The organism is Streptomyces sp. NPDC004284 (assembly GCF_042874035.1).
GTDB lineage: Bacteria > Actinomycetota > Actinomycetes > Streptomycetales > Streptomycetaceae > Streptomyces.
This window is the reverse complement of the sequence record NZ_JBIAMJ010000008.1, coordinates 173086-189128: the sequence shown is the minus strand read 5'-3', so window position 1 is coordinate 189128 and position 16043 is coordinate 173086. Positions and strand designations below refer to the sequence as shown.

Below are 16043 nucleotides of genomic sequence, written 5' to 3'. Positions count from 1 at the left end.
GGACTCGTCATGCGCATTCGTCGAACCGCGATCGCCGGCGCCCTCGCTGTGGCGGGTCTGATCGCCCCACTCGCCCCCTCCGCCCAGGCGGACACCGTCAACACGGCCTCCGCGCCCGTTCTGCGCTTCCTCAGCTACAACATCTGTGGCAGCTGGGAAGGGTGCAGCTCCACCGCGGACGAGGTCGCCAACCGCGTCCAGAAGGTGTACGACGAGACCGTGGCCTGGAAGACGGACGTCGTCCTCCTCCAGGAGGTCTGCCGCACGCAGTTCACCGGGTTGGAGCAGAAGCTGGGCTCTCTCGGCTACACGGGCTCCTTCACGGTCACCCAGACCCCCGCCGGGGACACCTCCCAGGACCTCTGCAAGGACAACGCCGTTCCGAACGCGGTGGAGGGCGACTACGGCCTCGCCGTGTTCACGAAGGGGACCGCCACCAACCCTCAGGTCGTCGATCTGGCCACGGGTCTGGAGAAGGGCACGGAGCGCTGGACGACCCTCTGTGTGGACGCCCCCCTTCAGGGACGCGTCACCCGGAGCTGCTCGGTCCATCTGTACTCCGACAGCACCTCCGTCGCGAAGCAGCAGGCCGAGACGCTGGCGGCCACCGCGAACTCCTGGATCGACCAGGGCATCCCCGTCGTCCTGGGCGGCGACTTCAACCCCCGGTACAGCGGGGGCCAGGCCAACGCGCCGCTCTCCCCGGTCCTCGACTCCTTCTACAGCCACTCCGGTGGCACCGGCCGCTTCACCGAGGTCGACGAGACGGACGCGAGCCGGTTCACCGCCGCGTGCTCCTCACTCAACCCGCCTTCGGGGCACTGCCGTTCGGGTGCTCCCACACTGATGGCGAAGAGCCCCGACCCGGAGGCCAAGCTCGACTACATCTTCCTCAGCAAGGACCATTTCAAGAACGTCGCCGGCGACGCCCTGCCGCAGGTCTCCTCCATCTCCGACCACTACGCCTACCGAGGCGCAGCGACCTGGTCGTTCTGCAACAACCCCGATGACGGCATGGCGGACATGCTCCGCCGCGACGCGGCGGGTGATCTCTGGCGTCACTTCGGACGTTCCAACGGCGTACTGGCCCCCATTCCCTGCAAGGTGGGCGCCGGCATGGGCGATCTGCGCCTGATCGGGCGGGGCGTCGACCACGACGGCGGCGGCGAGGACCTGTACTCGATCAACAGCGCCGGGGACCTCTTCTTCCACCCCGGCCACACGAGTGAACTGTTCTTCTCCACTCCGCAGAAGGTCGGCTGGGGGTGGCAGGCGGCGACGGCGCTGGACTCCAGCCCCGACATGAACGGGGACGGCAAGCCGGACCTGCTCGTCGCCTTCGACAACGGCGACCTCTACCTCGTCCCGGGCAACGGTGACGGCACGGTCGACGCCAAGATCCGCATCGGGCAGGGCTGGGGCGTCTACGACACCGTGCTCGCCCCGGGCGACGTCACCGGCGACGGCAAGGCCGACGTCATCGCACGCGACACGGCCGGAGCGCTGTTCGTGTACCCCGGGACCGGCACGGGGACGCTGGGGACGCGGACGCAGATCGGCCACGGCTGGCAGATCTTCAACACGGTGTTCGCCCCGGGCGACGTCAACGGGGACGGCAAGCCGGACCTGCTCGCCCGGGACGACGCGGGAACCCTCCAGTTCTACGCCGGAAGCGGGACGCTGAACGGAAACGCCACCTTCGCCGCCATGGTCAAGGCCGGTTCGGGCCTCTCCAGCACCGACCTGGTGCGCTGAGACGGCGGTGGCACGGCGGCAAGGTCATCGCCCGTGCGGGCGATCTGAGGGACGGTGATCCCCCAGCTGATGGCGCGGGTTCCATTCCCGTCATCCGCTCTTGAACGAAGGCCCAGGTCAGCGACCTGGGCCTTCGTCATTGTCCAGACCTCCTGGGGTCCGCCGTGCCCTCCGCCTGCCCATCTCGCGAGAATGCCCGGCCCAGAGGGCACACGGCGCACCGCCTCGCACCGCCCGCGTTCAGGAGGCCGTCGACGCCAGGGGCAGGTGTGCGCGCCGTGTCGATGCCGGACGGGAGCGGGGCGAGACCCGATCATGAGCGGATCGGCCCGCTCACTCTTGATTGGTACGCCGCCCATGCCGGACCGTGGACCAGGTAGGAACTGCTGCTCCCCGTCCCGGGGCGGGACGGGACGGCGTACGGTCACGCCGGGGGCTGCGGTGGCCGCGGCCGGCGGGCGCGCCGACGGCATGGTGCGGATTCCCGGGGGCGAGTTCCTGATGGGGTCGGAGGACGGCTGGGCCGTGTCCGGGGAGGGGGAGGGGCCGGTTCATCCGGTGCGGCTCGCGCCCTTCCGGATCGGCTCCTGTGCCGTCTCCGACGCGGAGTCCCAGGATTTCTCCGACGCCACCGGATACGTGACGGACGCCGAGCGCTACGGCTGGTCGTTCGTCTTCACCGGGCCGCTGCCCGCCGACTCCCCCGGCACCCGGGCGGTCGCCGAGGCGCCGTGGTGGCGACAGATGGACGGGGCGTGCCGGCGCCACCCGGAGGGTCCCTCGTCCGATGTCCGCGACCGCGCCGATCACCCGGTCGTCCACGTCTCGTGGAACGACGCCACGGCCTACGCGGCCTGGGCGGGGAAGCGGCTGCCGACGGAGGCGGAGGGGGAGTTCGCCGCGCGGGGCGGGCTCGAACGGCGCGCGTTCCCCCGGGGCGACGAGCTGGAGCCCGGCGGCGGGCACCGGACGAACGTGGGGCAGGGCGGCTTTCCCGCCCCCAACACGGGCGCGGACGGCTGGTACGGCACAGCGCCCGTCACCGCGCATCCGCCGAGCGGTTACGGCCTGCACCCCATGTGCGGCAACGTCTGGGGGCGGTGCGCGGACCGGTACGCGCCCGGCTGCTACCGGTCCAGTCCCCCGGACGACCCGCAGGGCCCACCGGTCGGCCCGGGCGGGGTGATCCGCGGCGGATCGTACCTGTGTCACGCCTCCTACCGCCGCCGCTACCGTGTCTCGGCCCGGAGCTCCGTCGGGCCCGACGGCGGCACCGGCAACCAGGGTTTCCACTGCGCCGCCGATGACACACCGGCGGGGGCCCGGTGAGCGGCGGCGGGTGGGCAGGGCCGGCCGTGGCCGTCGTGACCGCGGGGTACGCGCTCGTGTCCCGGCGGCTGTCGACGACCGCCGTGTCGGCGCCGATGGTGTTCACCGGCTGCGGGGTGGCCATCGGTCCGCTCGGGCTCGGCCTCCTCGACCTGGGACACGACGCGGGAACGATCCTCCCTCTGGTCGAGGCGGCCCTGACGCTCGTCCTCCTGACCGACGCCATGTCCGTACGCGGTCGTGACCTGCGTGCCGGGGGCTTCCTTCCGGGCCGGCTGCTGGGCATCGGACTGCCGTTGACCATCGGGGCCGGCTGGCTCCTGGCGTGGCCGTTGCTGCCGGGGCTGACGGCGTGGGAGATGGCGCTGGTCGGGACGATCCTGGCGCCGACCGACGCGGCTCTCGGCAAGACCTCCGTCTCCAGCCCGCGGGTCCCCCCGCTCGTGCGCCGTGGCCTCACCGTCGAGAGCGGCCTCAACGACGGCATGGCGCTGCCCTTCTTCGTCATGTTCCTCGCGGCGCTGCCCGGAACGACGGCTTCGGAGGAAGGGGTGACGGGGGTCTTCTGGCGGGCGCTCGTGCTCAGCTCCGCGCTGGGTCTGGCCGTGGGAGGGGGCGGCGGATGGGTGCTGCGCCGGTCGTACGAGAAGGGCTGGGTCACCGACGAGTGGCGGCAGATGTTCGTCCTGGCCGTGGCAGCGGGCTCGTACACGCTGGCGGTCGTCCTCGACGGGAGCGGATTCATCGCGGCCTGGGTGGCGGGCTTCGCCCTTGGCGTCTCGCTGAGGCGGAGCACCCCCACGGTCGCGCCGTCGGGCGGCGAGGACACCGCCGGCCTCGCCGAGCATCTCGCCGAACTGCTCGCCTCTCTGAGTTTCCTGGTCTTCGGCGCCGTCCTGCTCGGTCCGGTGCTCGAGCACCTCGACTGGCGGATCGTCACCTATGCCGTGCTGAGTCTCACCGTGGTGCGCATGCTGCCCGTCGCCCTCTCCCTGGCCGGCACCGGTCTGGCCCTTCCCACGGTCGGCTACATCGGGTGGTTCGGACCGCGCGGCCTCGCCTCCGTCGTCTTCGGGCTGCTCGTGGTGGAGGAGCACGTCCCGGGCGTGCAGCTCCTCGGTCGCGTGGTCACGGTCACCATCGCGCTGAGCGTCCTCCTGCACGGCGCGTCGGCGGTCTTCCTCGCGAACCGGTACGGCGCCTGGTACGACAAGGCCGCTGCCGCGCGGCCACGACTGCGCGAAGGTCTGCCCGGAGGAGACGGAACCGACTCCTCGCCCTCCGGATAGGACCCGCGTGACGGCGTCCCGAGCCGGCGCCGGCGCATGCGCTCCGGCGAGTGCCGGGAATCCGCGCGTCCGGTGCGCGGCGGTCTCCTCGCCGCGCCGGAACGGGGAATGCTCACATGTACCTGTGCCCCCAGTCCTTGCACAGTCCCCAGATGACGAAGACGCTGATGCCGATCGCGATGATCGCCCAGCCGGGCGCGTACGGCAGCCACATGAAGTTCGCGATGATGATGAGAGACGCCATCACGATGCCGCCCACCCGGGCCCAGTTGAGGCCCCACAGCAGTCCGAGGCCGACGGCGACGGCGATCACGCCCAGGGCCAGGTGGATCCAGCCCCATGCCGTCAGGTCGAACTTGAAGACGTAGTCGCCGAAGTGGGCGTAGACCTCGTCCTTGGAGATGGCGGCGATTCCCTGGAAGATCTGCACGACGCCCAGGACGCTGAGCAGCACCCCGCCGAGCACCGTGCTCCCGGCCGCCCAGGCGTGGCCGGTCGCCGGTTGCGGTTGTTGGTTCATGGCACGACTCCTTCCGAGACCCGGGGCCTGTCAGCCCCTCGCCATGCGGTCCGATCTCGCCGTCGGCGTCCTTCTTGACGGACGTCTGACCGAGGATCCGCACCGTGCCGCCGGTCACGAGGCCCCGCGGCTCCGGTGCGATGCCTCTCCTCGGAACCGGTTGCCGGGAAAGGCGTCGACGACGTACTCGACAGTCCCGCGTCCATGGCTGTGCCCTTCTTCCCGCCGTCAGTCGGCGAGCACGTCGTCAGTCGGCGAGCACCTTCTCCTTGGCGCGCGCGTACTCCGCCTCCGTGATGTCGCCGCGGTTCCTCAGGTCGGCGAGCTTCGCCAGCTGGTCGGCGTGCCCCGTGGACCCGCCCCCGGTCGTGGTGGCGGCGGCCCGGATGTACTCCTGGAACTCCCGCTCATTCATGCGTGCCCGCTGCAGCTCGCGCTGCCCCATGCCCTTGCCCCGGGCGATCAGGTACACGAAGCAGCCGAGGAACGGCAGGATGACGACGAAGACGCACCAGCCGGCCTTGCCCCAACCGTTCATGCTGTCGTCGCGGAAGATGTCGCCGATGATCCGGAAGAGCAGCATGAACCACAGGACCCACAGGAAGACCCACATGATGGTCCAGAAAGTGTTCAGCAGCGGATAGTCCACAGTTCCACTCCTCTCGCGACGCCCCGGGTCACTGACGGCCCATGGCGATGCGGATGCGGTCCTCCGGCCGGATGTGGCGGTCGGCGTCGTTGGGGCCGGCGGTGAGTTCGACCCAGTGGTTGTCGCCCGTGAAGGCACCGTGCTCGGTGTCGTAGTCGGGGACGACCGGTGTGCCCGCGTCCACCCCCACGTCCGCGGTCCCGTCGGCGGAGAAGATCAGCGGGAGCGTGCGCTCGGCACGGCCCTCGCCCACGGTGTCGCCGTCGTAGTACAGCGACACGGTGCCGCCCTGGGCGAGGATGGCGCCCGATACGGGACCCCCGGCGAAGGCGATCTCGGCGCTGAACCGCTCGGCGGTCCGGTCGTCCAGCGGCAGCACGTCGTAGCGGGTGGCCTCGATCAGCTCGACAGCGCGCCCGCGCTCCTCGCCCCTCCCGGGTGGCGTGCGGCGGGACGTGAGCCCCCGTTCCGTCCACGTCGACCGGCTCGACGACGGGCGTGCGCACCAGGGCTCCACCCAGTCGTACGAGAAACGAGCGGTCGAAAACGCGCGGCGCAGGTCCGCACCACGAGGCCGCCCGGCGGCCGGAGAAGAGGGCACCGGTACGGAATGATCAGAGGGTCCCGGGGCAGCGCGGCCACCCCCGGCCGTACGCCCCGATGAGGATGCGGGATCCGCTCGGGCACTCGTGAGACACATGGGCAACACCGCCGAAGAAGCTGGACGGGTGTGTCTTGGCGGATCCTGCCTGGACCGCCTCCCCGATGGAACTGGCCGTGTCATCGATTCTGCTGCCTCCACGATCGCACGGTTGGCCGCATGCCGCCTCGTGGTGGGCCGGGACGGACCGACAGGCGCTCCATTGGGCCCAATGGGCCCCCTGATCTGCCCTTCCGGCCTCTGGCGGCCCCGCACGCACCGCTCCGAGGATCAGGGGTGAAGGTCAGACCGCCTCACTGGCGCGGAGGCGAGAAGGCGAGGAGGCGAGAACGATGGAAGATCTCGGGCGAGCGGAGTGGTTCGCCATCGGCGTGGCCGGCATGGCGCTGGCCGCAGCGGCTCATGCCGCCGTCGGTACGGCACACATCGCCAGGGAGATGCTGCGGGCCCCGACCAGCGGAAATCCCGGATCGGGCGACTCCGACTTCCACGTGGACAGCGGCCCCGGCGGCTGGATCCTGTTCGGCACCCTGCTCATGGCCGTCGGAGCCATTCAGCACTTCGTCTCCGGCGCCAGGACGACCGTAAGGGAGATCGTGCACGTAACGGCTCAGTGACCGGGCCCGACCCGACGCGAGCACCACGAAGCCGGCCACAACGTGCCACGGGGGCGGTGAACAGCGGTCGGGCGCGGGCCTCCAGGAACCGCCAGGACTGCGTCCACGCCTACCGCTTCCACCGGTCGGGCATGATCCTCCGGGGCGACGTGCCCTCCGCGTGCCGCATCTCGCAGAAATACCCATCCCCGAGGGCACGCGGCGCACCACCTTGCACCACCGCTCCAGAGTCCGGCCGAGAGAGACACTGCCCGTATCGGGAGTCGCCCCATACATACGAGGCCGACCACCTGGCCGGCGTGTGAACTCATGGCTGATGCCGCACCCACGCGCCAGCGGGTCGACGCCGAGGCGGCACCCTGGCCTGCGTGATCGCCGCCACCGACGGCGAAGGCCGCATCGAAGGCGTCAAGGGGCCGAACCTCAAGGTGCCGGCCGACCTACTGGACCGGGCCGGCATCCCCGTCTCCCTCGCCCCGGCACGATCACCGTCCACCGGGCCTGTGCCGTGAGCGGACGACCACCGCGGGCGGTCGTCTCGCTGTCCCCCCTGACGGTCTGGACGCCGACTTCGAGCCCGCTCTGATGGCCCTGGCCCTCACCCTGTCCGGCCGAGGGCCGCGCGGTCACATTCCGCGCCCGGAGAGGCGACGATCATGCTTGTGCGTCCACGCGCAAGGATGTGCGCGCCACAAGCGGCAGTACTCCATTGAGCGATCACGACTACACGCCTGGTCGCGCGGCGAAGGGGCAGACAGACGCCCACCTCCCGCCACGCTGCGAACCATCCATGCCACCCCGCAAGAGCCGCACACTCGGGACTCCCGCGTAACCCTCGTCGGCTCTGCCGGCCCGCCGCACCGCTCACAGCCCGATGGGAAGACCGTGTCTGGACAACCCCGATCCTCGTGCCCCCTCCGTGCCCTTCAGGGCGGTGAACAGCGGTCGACACGGGTGTCGCCGAGGCCTCGGGGAACAGCACTCCAAGAGCACGTTTCCCCTAGATTCAGACACCAGGTGATCCAGGTTGACGTCAGTGATTCCCGAGCTTATGGCGCAGCTTCGACCCCCGTCATCCGCTCTTGAACGAAGGCCCAGGCCGGCGACCTGGGCCTTCACCGTCGCCCAGACCACTCAAGGCCCGCCACGCCCTCCCCGTGCCCTGTCTCGTGGAAATGCCCCGCTCGTAGGACACGCGGCGCAGCTCGGGCCGCGCTCAGAGGCCGAGGGCCGCCCCCGCGAGTTCCGTGCAGCGGAGACTGGCCTCGATCTCGGCGAAGGCGAGGTGGCAGAGGTGGAGGTGTCATCGGTGAACGGCGCGAAGCCGTCGTCGCAGGTGCCGAGCCGGACGCACTCGCGCAGGTCAAGACGCACTCGCGCGGGTCCAAGTGACCTTGGCCCCACCCACCAAGTGCCTCCTAAGCATTTGGCCGCAGGTTCGAGTCCTGCCGGGGCGCATGGGCCAAGACCTCCTTCAGGAGGGTATTTTTGCCGGGCAGAGGCGGTTTTCGACCGGCGGCGGGAAGGGCGGGGGGTACCTCTTCCAGCGAGATGCCGGCCAAGAGTCCGGGTGCGAGGGCGACGGTGTGCGGTCGGTCGATGGCGCGAGTCCGCCCCTGGGCCCCCTGGGCACAGAACGCCGCGACGACGATCTCGGGCCCGTCGAAGGAGAACGCGGGTTCCACGCGGGTGTCACGGGCGGCCGGCCGCGTCCGCCGGCCTGCCGACGAGAGGGCCACGCCGACCTGGTCGGCGAGAACTTCGCCGTCGCCTGCCAGGTGGCGACGGGCCCCAGCACATCGGGTCGGCTGGAAGGAAGCGTCGCGATGATGCAGGTACAGGGCGTCTTCATGCGGTTGGGGTTCTGAGCGGTCGTCCGCGTCGGCACGGACGCGGAGGCGTATCCCGTCCCTTGGGCTTCTTCCTGTCCGCCTCCGGTGAACCGCGTCCCTTGTCATCCGATCCAGGCATTCGACAGCGGACCCCGCACTTTCGGCTTCCACGACAGTGGATCTGGTCGTGCGGGGTGAGCACGCTGCGGGCCGTCGGAGACTGGAGACTCCGCCGCCGGCACGGGTGGAGAGAGGCGCTGCGCGCCGTGCTGTCGCTGAGCCGGGCCGGACCGGACCGGACCGGGTCAGCCTGCCAGTCGGGCGAGGGCCAGTGCGTGCGCGCGGTCGAGGGAGTCGGCAGCGGCGCAGGGGATGTCGGGCTGCACGCCGGTGCCCTCCCAGTTCGTGCCGGAGACGGGGTTGACGGCGCGGCCGACGGGGACGGTGGCCTCCAGGTGCGGGTGCACGGTCCAGCCCTGGCACGGATGTGCGCCGCCGCGGGTGGGCTCGCCGACGACTTCGGCGCGGCCGAGCTGCTGGAGGTCGTACGCCAGTTCCTCGGCGGCGGAGAAGGTGCTGTCGCTGGTCAGCACGTACAACGGCTTGCTGCCGCCGAAGCGCGCGCCGGGAACGTGCGGCAGGCTCCAGGACTGCTCGCTGCGCTCGCCGTCGCGCCAGTACATGGTGTTGAGGTGGGTGCGCTCGTCGAGCAGGTAGCTGCAGGCGAAGGCGACCGTGTCCGGGTCGCCGCCCCGGTTGGCGCGAAGGTCGACGATCAGAGCCCGGGCCCGGGAGGCCAGGGTGAGCGCGGCGCTCAGCGGTTCGGCGGCCCACTCCAGCGGAAACAGCATCGGCGCCAGCTCCACCACGGCGACCCCTCCGTCGAGCAACTGCACACGGGGTGCACCGCCCAGCGAGGTGTCGAAGTCCCGGCGCATGGCCTCCAGGGTGGCCGCCCCCCGCTTCGGGGGGACCTGATCGGCGTGGTGCTTCAGTCTCAGGTGTCGGTCGCCGTTGACGGACTGCAGGTCCACGGTGACCAGCCGGGCGAGCTCCTCGGCGTCGTCGACGTCGTAGGCCCCCTCGGCGAGGCGTCGTCGCAGCAGGCCGGCGAGCTGCTCGGCTATCTCGGGGAAGACGTAGTGCTCGGTCAGCAGCCGGGCCGTCTCATCGATAACAGGGCTCGGCGAAAGCTTCGTTGAAGTCGTCATGGCAGGAAGTAGAGCATCGCCCTTGCGAAAGCGTCAAAGACTTTAGACACTTTGGTATGCGTGATCAGCCTCCCTATCCGCCGCCTCCTGAGGACGTCCTGGAGATCGGTGCGCCTGAGCAGTTCGCGGCGCTCTCTCATCCCTTGCGCCAGCGGTTGCTCTTCGCCCTGGGCCACCGGCCCGCCACCACCAGCCAGCTCGCGGCACAGCTCGACGCGAAGAAGGGCAACGTGGCCCACCACCTCAAAGTGCTCCGCGAAGCCGGGCTGGTCCACATCGCCGAGACCCGCCAGGTCCGCGGCGGCACCGAGCAGTACTACCAGCGCACGGCCCGCCACATGGTCGTCGCCGAACCCCAGGCGGCGGGCACCGCCGCGATGCTCGCCGCGGTCGCCCAGGAGCTGCACCGCTCTCCCGCCGAACCCCACCTGACCCTGCGCCACCTCCGCCTCAGCCCCACGAAGGCAAGAGAGCTCGGCGAGACCCTCGCCAAACTGGTCGACGAGGCCGAGGAAGACGCAGAGGACCAACCCCTGCACGGTGTACTGGTGGCGCTCTATCAGCAAGCCCTGCCGACCAGCACCACCGGTTCCGCCTAGCGGCACCAGCCACACGAGACAGCACACCCGGCCCACGCGAGACCAGGTGGCGCCTCTTCGATCACGTGAGATCCATTCGGCGGCTGACGGCAGCGGCCCGTCACGGGAGTCGACGGCCAGAAAAATGTGTCGAACGCGGAGTCGTCCTCTGAGAAGGTCGTGAGTGCTTTGGAACTGCTGCGAAAGGAAGCCCGTGCCGCGTGCTGTCACATTGATCCGCTCTGCCTCCCTGTCCGATGTCGCGGAGTACGCCTACGCGGCCACGGCTCCGGCCGAGTCGCGGCTGATCTTCCTGGCCGGAGCATGTCCGCTGAATGAGGATGGCTCCACTGCGGCGATCGGAGACGTCGCGGGGCAGGCGGCCAGGGCCGTGGAGAACATGCGGACCGCTCTGACGGACTCCGGCGCGTCGCTGCACGATGTCATCAGCACCCGCGTCCTCGTCGCCTCCCACCGACGGGAGGACCTGGTGACCGCGTGGGAGGTCGTCCGGGACGCGTTCGGCGACCACGACGTGCCCAGCACATTGATGGGTGTCACCGTGCTCGGCTATGACGGCCAGCTCGTAGAGATCGAAGCCGTCGCCGCCGTGCTCGATTCCTGAGCCGACGTCCATCCCCGCCGGGGGCGGACAACCGCCCGGCCCAGGTTTTGGCTCCGGTCACGATCGGAGCCAAACGAGGAGGGCGACAGCGGTGATGGTGCCGAGATGGATGCGTCCGCGTATGTCATAGCGGGTGGCGACGGCTCTGAACTGTTCGAGCTTTCCGATGGCCCGCTCCACCGTGTCGCGACCTTTACACCGGTCCGTACTGAAGCCCGGGGGCCGTCCGCCACCTGACCCCCGGCGCAGGCGGGCGGCTTTCTGGTCCTTCTTCTCCGGGATCACGTGCCGAATACCGCGCTTGCGGAGGTGGGCGCGGATCTTGCCCTTGCTGTACGCCTCGTCGACGCTCACGCCATCCGGGGCGCGGCGGGGACGCCCGAACCCCGCGCGGGGAACGCAGATCTTGCCCATGACCGGCTCGAACCGGGTGCAGTCAGCCCGTTGTCCCGGGGTGATGAGCAGGGACAAAGGGCGGTAGTGGCCCTCCGCGGCCAGGTGGATTTTGGTCGTCGGTCCGCCGCGGGAGCGACCAAGGGCTTCACCCCACGCACCGCCTCCTCCAGGAGGAGCCCCAGGGTGATGTGCGCGTGCAGCAGAGCTGATCTTCGCGGAGCCCCTTTTGAGGCTCTTGTGCTCCATCTGTGGGTCGGTCCAGAGCGCCTGACGCAGTACACGCCGTCCCCTGTGCAGATCTTGAGGTGTCTAGGCTCGAGATCGGTCGCGCAGGGAGAACGGCGTGCGGTTCACCACGCTGTTGAAGTCGCTGGTCGGATGCGAGCAGGCGGTGCCGGAGGCTGCCTGGTTCGACGAGGAATCCCAGGTCATGGTGGTTGCGGTGCGACCGAGGTCCCAGGCGCGTCAGCGGTGCGGAGTCTGCCGCGACCGCTGCCCCCGCTTCGACGCAGGAGCCGGCCGCAGGCGGTGGCGGCACCTGGACGCGGCCGGGTTGCCGCTGTTCCTCGAGGCGGATGCGCCGCGGATGTCCTGCCCGCGGCACGGGGTGGTGGTCGCCGCGGCGCCCTGGGCCCGCCACGACGCCGGACACACCCACGGCTTCGACCAGCAGGTCGCCTGGCCGGCCACCGAGTACTCCAAGACGGCCACCGCCCAGCTGATGCGGATCGCCTGGCGCACCGTCGGCACCATCGTGCCCCGCTACCAGTGTGACGCGGACGCCGGGATCGACCGCCTCGCCGGCCTGCGGCGGATCGGCGTCGACGCGATCTCTTACCGCAAGGGACAGAAGTGCATGACCGTCGTGGTCGACCACGACACCCGGCATGTCGTCTGGATGTCCGACGGCCACGGCAAGGACGTCCTGCGGTCCTTCTTCGATGCCCTCGGCGAGGACAGAGCCCACCGCCTCACGCACATCAGCGCGGACGGCGCGGAGTGGATCGCCGACGTGGTCGCCGAACGCGCACCGAACGCCGTGCGCGCCATGGGCCCTTTCCACGTCGTGGCCTGGGCCACCGAGGCACTCGACGAAGAACGCCGCGAGAGCTGGAACCGGGCTCGCCGCCACGCCGCGGACCCCGACCTGGCCCGCCGCCTCAAGCACTCCCCCCACGCGCTGTGGAAGAACCCGGAGGACCTCACCGACCGGCAAACGGCCAAGCTCGCCTGGATCGCCACCAACGACCCGCGTCTGCACCGCGCCTACCTCCTGAAGGAGGGCTTGCGCACGATCTACCGGATCGCCCGGACCGGGGGCGCGCCCGCCGCCGCCCAAGCGCTGCACGGCTGGCTGTCCTGGGCCAGACGCTGCCGCATCCCGGCCTTCGTCGAGCCGGCCAGGAAGGTCCGGCGCCACCACGACGCCATCCTCCACACGATCGTCGAGGCGTTGAGCAACGGGCTGATCGAGTCCACCGACACCAAGACGCGCCTGATCATCCGACGAGGGTTCGGCTTCCACAGTGCCGACGCCGTCACCGCGCTCGTCATGCTCTGCCTCGGCGGCAACCGCCCCATCCTGCCCCGCCGTCAACTCGCCTGATCACACCCACAGGTCCAGCAGAAGAGCCCTTTTTCACGAGTGTGGTGTTTCCTGTATGCCGTCGACCGGAGGGCTCATGGTGCGTTTCCTACGGAGTTCCTCCGCGACGTCGTGTGCCCCGGCCGGGTCGTAGACAGTTATCGTTTTGGACGGCGAGGACAGCGCGGCAGCGCGGGGTGTGAACGTATAAGTGTCGATGCCGTGGCGGACGACCAGCGCATCGACCTCGCTGGCGGGCACGTGCCACAGAGCGGCCAGACCTGCTTCCGAGTACCACTCGTCGGGGCACACGAAGTTGCGGTCGATCTCCGTCCGGTGCTCCACCGCTATGCCGACCGGGCTTAGTTGGCTGGTCAGCCAGTCGAGCAGTGCCTCCGCACCGACTCGGGACATCGGGCCCAGAGTTCCCGGCTTGCACGTCACCTTGCCTCCGCGCGTGTGCAGCACCACTTCGAGCGACTTTCGTTGGTCCCCTCTGAACCGTTCGGAAAGGACGACGCGCTGCAGATCAGCCGCCGCAACGGTGGAGGAGCGCAGGAAGTACGCGATCACGAGTTGCTTCGTACTCCCGTGAGGGCGGAACTCAATCCACCGCACCGCTTCGGTCAACTTCATGAATACCACGGTCGGGACGACCACGGTCATGGCCAGGGCTATCAGCCCAAGGGCAGCCCAGAGGATGGCCCAGGAACCGGTGCCCAGGGCGATCCCCAGGATCGGTATCAGGAGGGGGGTCGCGATCACCGGCGGTACCAGGACGCCGAGGACGATTTCGGTACCGACTTCCAGGACTCGACGTGGCACGAACACCAGCCGCTCACCCGCTGCGATCGTCGATACAACTCCCGCCAGTGGGTGCGTATTTGGGGCGGTCATGAATCAAGTGTAGGCAGTAGCCGACAAATTGGTAAGGACCTGGACAAGGCAGCTCCGCGCCCGCGAGGGACTCCTCCACGCCTCGACGACCACCAGGCCGGGGCAGCTCGCGTCCCTGCTCGACGAGGCCACCGTCTCCCAGGTCGTCGACTGGCTGGAGCGCACCCGCGAAGCCGCCCTCCACCTGGCACCCGCCCCCGCGAGGCCCGCCTACCGCCGTCCCAGGCCCGACAGTCGGCCCCAGCGCACCTGAAGGGCGGGCACCCGCGGGCCGGTCCTGCGGGCCCGCCGACCGGCAGGGTCCGGCGGCCCGGCTCAGCTCGTGGTGAAGACCCCGTCGGCGACCAGGACGCCGGCGCGGCCGTCGACGCCTGGACCGGTGGCTGCCGTGGGCACAACGCAGCCGCATCGAGGCGTTCGTCGGGCTCGGCCGCAGGGTCCGCCGCCACCGCGAGGCCATCGTCAACGCCCTGGTCGAGATGCTGCCGAACGGGCTGATCGAGTCCACCAACACCAAAACGAGGCTGATCATCCGCCGGGGCTTCGGCTTCCGCACCGCCGACGCGGTCATCGCCCTGGTGATGCTCGCCCTCGGCGGCGAACGCCCGACACTGCCGGGACGCCAAGTCGCTCCAGCATGACCCACACATCAGTCACAAGAGCCCCTTTTGAGGGGCTGGGCGGGGCGGGTGGCGGGTTCTCGGGTGTGCCGACGGCGTGCCGGCGGGCCCGCACGGAAGTGGAATCGGCGTTGATGTTCCAGTCGAGGTCGCCCTCGGCATCGGCGGCGGCCTGGGATGTACGGGAGGGGCCTCTCCCGGGTGTCGTCGGCGGAAGACCGTGCCTGCCGAAGCCACATCACTGATCCCACCTGCCTTTGGCCAACTCCGCGAGCATCGTGAGGCCGTGCCCGAGGATGTCCCGGGCCTGCTGGAGCGACTGGGCGAGGTGCCCGACCCGCGCGGTCCGCGCGGTGTGCGCTGTGTGCGGCGCTCTCTGGTCGCCGTGCTCGCGCTGACCGCGTGCGCGGTGCTGACCGGAGCGACCTCCCTGCTGGCGGTCGGCGAGTGGATCGACGACGCCCCGTCCGCTGTCCTGGAACGCCTTGGCGTACGGCCCGGTCCGCTGTGCCCGAAGCGGTGCCTGCCTGCGGAATCGACGGTGCGGCGGCTGCTGGGCCGCTTCGATGGCGACGCGTTGGACCGGACGGTGGGCCGCTGGTCGGCCGACCGGCGTGCCGGCGTCAACGGCCGGCTGCACGGCCTGGCGGTCGACGGCGAGAGCCTGCGCGGAGCGGCCAGGACCGAGGGCCGGAAGATCCACCTGCTCGCCGCCTGCGGCCACGTCCTCGGTCTGGTGACGGCCCAGCTGGATGTGGGCGAGAAGAGCAATGAGATCACCTGTTTTAAGCCGCCGCTGGAGACCGTTGCCGACCTGGCGGACGTGGTCGTGACCAGCGGCGCGACGCACACCCAGCGCGCGCACGCCGACTACCTGCTCGGCCGGGGCGCGCACTACATCGTGATCGTGAGGGGGAATCAGAAGAAGCTCCGCGAGCAGCTCAAGTCCCTTCCGTGGAAGCAGATTCCGCTGCAGTCACGCACCCTCGACGCCGGGCACGGTCGGGGCGAGATCCGCCGGATCAAAGCGTGCACGGTGAACAACCTGCTCTTCCCCCCGGGCCCGTCAGGCCGTCCAGCTCAAGCGCCGCCGGGTGGATCGCAGGACCGGGAGGATCAGCATCAAGACCGTCTACGCGGTCACCGGTCTCACTGCCGAGCAGGCCATGCCCGCCGAGCTCGCGAGCTTGATCCGTGACCACTGGAAGATCGAGGCCCTGCACCACGTCAGAGACGTGACGTTCGCCGAGGACGCCTCTCAACTGCGGACCGGCGTCGCACCTCGCGCCATGGCCGCCTGGCGCAACCTCGCCATTGACGCTCTCCGCCTCGCAGGGAGCACCGACATTGCCGCCAGCTTGCGGCGCAGCGCCCGCAACGCCGGCAGGCCGCTCGCCCTCCTTGGACTCGCATGATCACGAAACGGGCGGCACATCACTTCGCCGAAGACCTGGCCGGGGCCCGCCCCGCTTCCTCGGC

17 protein-coding genes, 1 tRNA gene and 1 pseudogene are annotated in these 16043 nt (G+C 70.2%); 13 read left to right on the top strand and 6 right to left on the bottom strand.

Annotated features, from left to right (window positions below; translation table 11 throughout):
* Positions 1 to 9: 9 nt before the first annotated feature.
* The 3 genes from ACFYUS_RS22300 to ACFYUS_RS22290 all read left to right on the top strand — a co-directional run bounded on the left by ACFYUS_RS22300 (position 10) and on the right by ACFYUS_RS22290 (position 4373).
* Entirely contained in the window at positions 10 to 1755 is a 1746-nt protein-coding gene (locus ACFYUS_RS22300) for an FG-GAP-like repeat-containing protein (RefSeq protein WP_388854636.1), read from the top strand.
* Between the two features lie 357 nt (positions 1756 to 2112).
* Positions 2113 to 3084: a formylglycine-generating enzyme family protein gene (locus ACFYUS_RS22295; RefSeq protein WP_388855160.1), complete on the top strand. Its 972-nt coding sequence runs from the start codon at positions 2113 to 2115 to the stop codon at positions 3082 to 3084.
* A 26-nt stretch (positions 3085 to 3110) separates the two neighbouring features.
* The gene (locus tag ACFYUS_RS22290) at positions 3111 to 4373 is read left to right on the top strand and encodes a cation:proton antiporter (protein ID WP_388854633.1); all 1263 of its coding nucleotides are present in this window, start codon (positions 3111 to 3113) and stop codon (positions 4371 to 4373) included.
* Between the two features lie 112 nt (positions 4374 to 4485).
* On the opposite strand, the gene ACFYUS_RS22285 is transcribed toward ACFYUS_RS22290, so the two are convergent.
* The 3 genes from ACFYUS_RS22285 to ACFYUS_RS22275 form a co-directional block, all read right to left on the bottom strand.
* A complete protein-coding gene (locus tag ACFYUS_RS22285) occupies positions 4486 to 4893 on the bottom strand; it encodes a hypothetical protein (RefSeq protein WP_388854630.1) in 408 nt (135 codons plus the stop codon).
* A 247-nt stretch (positions 4894 to 5140) separates the two neighbouring features.
* A complete protein-coding gene (locus ACFYUS_RS22280; RefSeq protein ID WP_388854627.1) occupies positions 5141 to 5542 on the bottom strand; it encodes an SHOCT domain-containing protein in 402 nt (133 codons plus the stop codon).
* A 28-nt stretch (positions 5543 to 5570) separates the two neighbouring features.
* Positions 5571 to 6143 carry a hypothetical protein gene (locus tag ACFYUS_RS22275; protein WP_388854624.1) on the bottom strand — a complete coding sequence of 191 codons (573 nt, stop codon included), beginning with the start codon at positions 6141 to 6143 and terminating at the stop codon, positions 5571 to 5573.
* 392 nt (positions 6144 to 6535) lie between these two features.
* On the opposite strand from ACFYUS_RS22275, the gene ACFYUS_RS22270 reads away from it, so the two are divergent.
* The 3 genes from ACFYUS_RS22270 (at position 6536) to ACFYUS_RS22260 (ending at position 8278) form a co-directional block, all read left to right on the top strand.
* Positions 6536 to 6820: a hypothetical protein gene (locus ACFYUS_RS22270; protein WP_388854621.1), complete on the top strand. Its 285-nt coding sequence runs from the start codon at positions 6536 to 6538 to the stop codon at positions 6818 to 6820.
* 368 nt (positions 6821 to 7188) lie between these two features.
* Entirely contained in the window at positions 7189 to 7332 is a 144-nt protein-coding gene (locus ACFYUS_RS22265) for a hypothetical protein (protein WP_388854618.1), read from the top strand.
* An 864-nt stretch (positions 7333 to 8196) separates the two neighbouring features.
* Positions 8197 to 8278, top strand: a tRNA-Ser gene (locus ACFYUS_RS22260).
* Positions 8279 to 8957: 679 nt separating this feature from the next.
* Here the strand turns inward: ACFYUS_RS22260 and ACFYUS_RS22255 are convergent.
* Positions 8958 to 9863: a S41 family peptidase gene (locus ACFYUS_RS22255; protein ID WP_388854615.1), complete on the bottom strand. Its 906-nt coding sequence runs from the start codon at positions 9861 to 9863 to the stop codon at positions 8958 to 8960.
* 56 nt (positions 9864 to 9919) lie between these two features.
* Here ACFYUS_RS22255 and ACFYUS_RS22250 point away from each other — a divergent pair, with 56 nt between their 5' ends.
* Together ACFYUS_RS22250 and ACFYUS_RS22245 are read left to right on the top strand one after the other, a co-directional pair.
* A complete protein-coding gene (locus ACFYUS_RS22250) occupies positions 9920 to 10462 on the top strand; it encodes an ArsR/SmtB family transcription factor (protein ID WP_388854612.1) in 543 nt (180 codons plus the stop codon).
* Positions 10463 to 10655: 193 nt separating this feature from the next.
* Positions 10656 to 11066, top strand: coding sequence for a RidA family protein (locus tag ACFYUS_RS22245; RefSeq protein ID WP_229315252.1), 411 nt, complete (start codon positions 10656 to 10658; stop codon positions 11064 to 11066).
* A 57-nt stretch (positions 11067 to 11123) separates the two neighbouring features.
* Here the strand turns inward: ACFYUS_RS22245 and ACFYUS_RS22240 are convergent, their stop codons facing one another.
* On the bottom strand, positions 11124 to 11708 hold the full coding sequence (locus ACFYUS_RS22240) for an IS5 family transposase (protein ID WP_388854609.1): 585 nt from the start codon (positions 11706 to 11708) through the stop codon (positions 11124 to 11126).
* 97 nt (positions 11709 to 11805) lie between these two features.
* Between ACFYUS_RS22240 and ACFYUS_RS22235 the strand changes: the two genes are divergently transcribed.
* A complete protein-coding gene (locus ACFYUS_RS22235; protein WP_388854606.1) occupies positions 11806 to 13068 on the top strand; it encodes an ISL3 family transposase in 1263 nt (420 codons plus the stop codon).
* 33 nt (positions 13069 to 13101) lie between these two features.
* Here ACFYUS_RS22235 and ACFYUS_RS22230 read toward each other — a convergent pair whose 3' ends face one another.
* Positions 13102 to 13944 (bottom strand): hypothetical protein, encoded by an 843-nt coding sequence (locus ACFYUS_RS22230; RefSeq protein WP_388854603.1) that lies wholly within the window; start codon positions 13942 to 13944, stop codon positions 13102 to 13104.
* A gap of 28 nt (positions 13945 to 13972) precedes the next feature.
* On the opposite strand from ACFYUS_RS22230, the gene ACFYUS_RS22225 reads away from it, so the two are divergent.
* The 4 genes and pseudogenes from ACFYUS_RS22225 (at position 13973) to ACFYUS_RS22210 (ending at position 15979) form a co-directional block, all read left to right on the top strand.
* Positions 13973 to 14197: a hypothetical protein gene (locus tag ACFYUS_RS22225; RefSeq protein WP_388854600.1), complete on the top strand. Its 225-nt coding sequence runs from the start codon at positions 13973 to 13975 to the stop codon at positions 14195 to 14197.
* Positions 14198 to 14306: 109 nt separating this feature from the next.
* Positions 14307 to 14585: pseudogene (locus ACFYUS_RS22220) on the top strand (transposase); the annotation flags it as partial.
* A gap of 265 nt (positions 14586 to 14850) precedes the next feature.
* Positions 14851 to 15762 (top strand): ISAs1 family transposase, encoded by a 912-nt coding sequence (locus tag ACFYUS_RS22215; RefSeq protein ID WP_388854597.1) that lies wholly within the window; start codon positions 14851 to 14853, stop codon positions 15760 to 15762.
* Complete coding sequence (locus ACFYUS_RS22210) at positions 15731 to 15979, top strand: hypothetical protein (protein WP_388854594.1); 249 nt, start codon at positions 15731 to 15733, stop codon at positions 15977 to 15979. The genes ACFYUS_RS22215 and ACFYUS_RS22210 overlap by 32 nt, the downstream gene beginning before the upstream one ends.
* Positions 15980 to 16043 lie beyond the last annotated feature (64 nt).